We start from the raw sequence: 3,808 nt of genomic DNA on the forward strand, positions 1-3,808 counted from the left end.
CCAGACCGCAGATCGAGGCATCGACCATCGCGGTGCTGAGTTCTTCCAGCAATACCTGATCCCAGTGCTCCGCCTGCATCAGCTTGACCGCCTTTTCGCAGCCCACCCGGCAGGGCGTGCATTGGCCACAGCTTTCATCCTCAAAGAACCGAAGCATATTCAGTGCGGCATCACGGGCGCTGTCCTGATCGGACAGGACAACAACAGCGGCTGATCCGATAAACGACCCAAGCGGCTGCAGCGTATCAAAATCAAGTGGCACATCACTGATACTTGCGGGCAGAATCCCTGAGGAGGGACCACCCGGCTGATAGGCGCGGAATATGTGGCCCTCCTGCATGCCGCCTGCTGCCTCAATGATGTCCGTAATCGTTGACCCGGCGGGCAGCAGACAGATGCCGGGCCGCGCCACGCGGCCGGAGACAGAGTAGCTGCGCAGGCCCTTTCGCCCGTTTTTTTCCACCGCGGACAGTATTTCAGGTCCTTCACGGCAAATCCGCGCCACCCAGTGAAGCGTTTCAACGTTGTTGACCAGCGTCGGCCGGCCAAAAATACCAACCTGCGCCACAAACGGCGGGCGGTGGCGCGGCAGGCCGCGTTTGCCCTCGATCGACTCGATCATCGCCGATTCCTCTCCGCAGATATAGGCGCCGGCCCCGCGCCGCAGGTCGATATAGCCGGGGGCGACGATGCCTGCCTCTTCCAGCGCACGAATCTCGCGCCGCAGGATTTCCAGCACCGCCGGGTATTCGTCGCGCATATAGATGAAGGTCTGTTCTGCTTCGATGCTCCAGGCCGCGATCAGCATCCCCTCCAGGAAAAGATGCGGCGTGCGCTCCAGATAATAGCGATCCTTGAAAGTGCCGGGTTCGCCCTCGTCGCCATTCACCGCAAGATAGCGCGGCCCGGGTTCGGCGCGTACAAAATCCCATTTACGCCCCGACGGGAACCCCGCACCACCAAGACCCCGCAGTCCTGAAGACAGGACCTTTTCCTTCACCGCGACGGGATCGCCGCCGGCACGCAGGTCGCGCAGGGTGTCATAACCTCCGTCGGCCGCATAGTCAGCGTAGACCTGATAATCAGGGATCAGCGCATGAGTGTGGCCCGCAGCAATCGCCGCCTTTACCTTTTCAGGCGTTGCGTGATCGATATGAGCGTGTCCCAGTTCCAGTACCGGTGCAGTATCGCAGCGGCCCATGCAGGGCGCGCGCAGCACCCGGACCTCTGCCGGGTCCAGCCCGTCCTCGAGAGCCGCTTTGAGCGCCTGCGCGCCCGCAAGTTCGCACGACAGCGAATCGCAGACCCGGATGGTCAGTGCAGGCGGCGGCGCCTCGCCCTCTTTGACGACATCAAAATGAGCATAAAACGTGGCGACCTCATAAATTTCGGCCATCGACAGGCGCATCTCTTCTGCCAGCGCGCGCAGGTGAGACGCCGACAAATGGCCGTGTGCATCCTGGATCAGGTGCAGAAACTCAAGCAGCAGATCGCGCCGGCGGGGCCGGTCGCCCAGCAGCGCGCGGACCTCATTCCAGGCGTCGTCCTGCAACTGCCGGCCTTTGGTGTGGCGGCGACCCTTGCCGGCACCGGATTTCCACACGCCCCTGCGGTCGGATTTGTCAGAATTATCCAGTGCCATCACGTTTCTCCGGCTCTTTTCGCGGCCTGCGCGGCCCGTGTCGTATTTCGCGGTCTGATCACAGAGCAGCAGCCCCGCGATGACCTGAATAACCGCAATCGAAGGCGCCCGGGGGGTCAGAAACGACAATCCTGTGTCCGATCCGAAACTTCCGCCATTAACCGCGACAGCGCAGCACGCTTGGAGGTGCCGCCCGGAAGAGGTAAACAAAGGGTTAATATGACACGCCTCGCGCCCTCCGCAGCTTTCGTGCTGGCCAGCCTTTTACCCGGGGCCTGCCTGCTGGCGGGTGCCGTCCTGGGTGGCATATGGGCTGCGGCGGGACTTATCACGATGACGCTGGTGGTCTTTTTGTGCGACCGCGCAGGCGTTGCCGCGCGCGCGGGTGCCGGTCTGGCCACAGGGCTGCCGTTGCTGATCGTTGCCCTGCATTTCACGGCACTTCCTGCCGTTCTGCTCGCCGTCGGCCGGCCAGGCCATCTGAGCGGTGCCGAAACAGCGTTACTGCTGATGGGTGCCGGGCTCTTTTTCGGCCAGGTGTCGAATGCCTGTGCGCATGAGCTCATCCACCGGCAGGGTCGTGCGGCGCGACGCCTTGGCGCTGCAATCTATGTGTCCCTGCTCAACGGACAGCATGTTTCGGCGCATCTGCTGGTGCATCATGTGCATGCCGGAACAGACAAAGATCCTAACTCAGCGCCGCTCGGGCAAAGCTTCTGGCGGTTTGCGGCCAGGGCATCAGTGACGGAATTTGTCGCCGGCTGGCGCGCGGAAAACGCGCGGCGGCGCCCGGGTCAGCTGCACCCCTATGCGGTCTGGCTGGGCGGTGCTGCACTTGCGCTGGTCCTCGCCTGGCTGCTGGCCGGTGCCGCCGGCATCGTGGCACTGATTTCGATGAGCGCCTACGCGCAACTGCAACTCCTGCTGTCCGACTACCTGCAACATTATGGCCTGCGCCGCCGCCTGGTGGCGGGTGGCCGCACCGAACCGATGGGGCCGCGGCACAGCTGGAACGCGCCGCAGCCCTGGTCAGCCGCTCTGATGCTGAACGCCCCGCTGCATTCGGATCATCATATGCACCCCGGCCGGCCGTTTGATCAGCTGCGCCTCGACGGGGATCGTGCGCCGGTCCTGCCACGGTCCGTGCCGGTCATGGGCGCGCTGGCCCTTGTGCCGCCGCTCTGGCGGCGCGTGATGGACCCCAGAGTACGCCGGCTGACCGGTGAGATGCCGCACACCCCGGCAACAGGTACCCGTCTGCCCGCTTCGACTGAAACCTTAAAGATATGAGATGCGATCATGAATTTAGTTATTAAGAATGCGATCGCCGGTCTGGCCTTTTCGCTTGCTGCACCTGCTCTGGCCGAAGGGGTTCTGGATGGCGAGGCCTTTGATGCCTACACCCGGGGCAAAACTTTGTTTTACGGTCAGGATGGTGCTGCATACGGGGCTGAGCGGTATTTTGCAGACCGCCGTGTGCAATGGACGTTTCTGGACGGCGAATGCAAAGAGGGCGAGTGGTATGAACAGTCCGGCCAGATCTGTTTTGTCTATGAAGACAATCCCGATCCGCAGTGCTGGACGTTCCGCAAGGACGGTGACGGCCTGACGGCAGATTTCAAAAACGTGCCAGGACTGACCGAGCTTTATGAAGCCTCGGATCTGGACGAAGAGATGATCTGCCTCGCGCCCAATCTCGGCGTCTGAGCCTCAGAAAAGCGATCCCTGCCCGGGCGCTTTTGATTTGCGCGCGGCCTTACGTGGTGCACCTCCGCCCGATGTTCCCTTGTCGAGTGTCACGCGCCCGTCGGCAAACTGGATCTCCAGCCGCTGCGCTTTTTCAGCGACTTTGCTCTGTGTCACCACGGATCCTTCGCTGCGCACAACGGCAAAGCCGCGCTCAAGTGTAGCCTCGTAACCCAGGGTGCGGCGCAAACGTTCTGCGCTGTCGATTTTGCGCCGCCAGGCTGCGATCTGCCGCTGCCCGGCGTCAGAGAGCCGCGTGGCCAGATCCCTGAGCTGACGCTCTTTACGGCTGTTCTCGCGGGCAAAAGCGTCAGGCCGAAAACGCCGGAGCTGCGTCGCGAACCGGTCTTTTTTCACCGAAACGGTACGCATCAAAGCAGGCGCCAGCCGGACAGCACGGTCAGCAAGGCGTTTGCGGTC

General features: G+C 62.6%; 4 protein-coding genes. 2 read left to right on the top strand and 2 right to left on the bottom strand.

Annotation, left to right across the window (positions count from 1 at the left end; genetic code table 11):
- The coding region (locus Q0M35_RS17935; RefSeq protein WP_295317622.1) for an NAD(P)H-dependent oxidoreductase subunit E at window positions 1–1,642 on the bottom strand (1,642 nt) is incomplete at its 3' end.
- A gap of 219 nt (window positions 1,643–1,861) precedes the next feature.
- On the opposite strand from Q0M35_RS17935, the gene Q0M35_RS17940 reads away from it, so the two are divergent.
- Both Q0M35_RS17940 and Q0M35_RS17945 read left to right on the top strand, forming a co-directional pair.
- Window positions 1,862–2,932: an alkane 1-monooxygenase gene (locus tag Q0M35_RS17940; protein WP_295317619.1), complete on the top strand. Its 1,071-nt coding sequence runs from the start codon at window positions 1,862–1,864 to the stop codon at window positions 2,930–2,932.
- A gap of 9 nt (window positions 2,933–2,941) precedes the next feature.
- Complete coding sequence (locus Q0M35_RS17945) at window positions 2,942–3,349, top strand: hypothetical protein (RefSeq protein ID WP_295317620.1); 408 nt, start codon at window positions 2,942–2,944, stop codon at window positions 3,347–3,349.
- Between the two features lie 3 nt (window positions 3,350–3,352).
- Here the strand turns inward: Q0M35_RS17945 and Q0M35_RS17950 are convergent.
- Window positions 3,353–3,808 (bottom strand): exodeoxyribonuclease VII large subunit (locus tag Q0M35_RS17950; protein WP_295317621.1); only part of this gene is annotated, 456 nt, incomplete at its 5' end.

Source organism: Roseobacter sp., from assembly GCF_024639605.1.
In the GTDB taxonomy this organism is placed as follows: domain Bacteria; phylum Pseudomonadota; class Alphaproteobacteria; order Rhodobacterales; family Rhodobacteraceae; genus Roseobacter.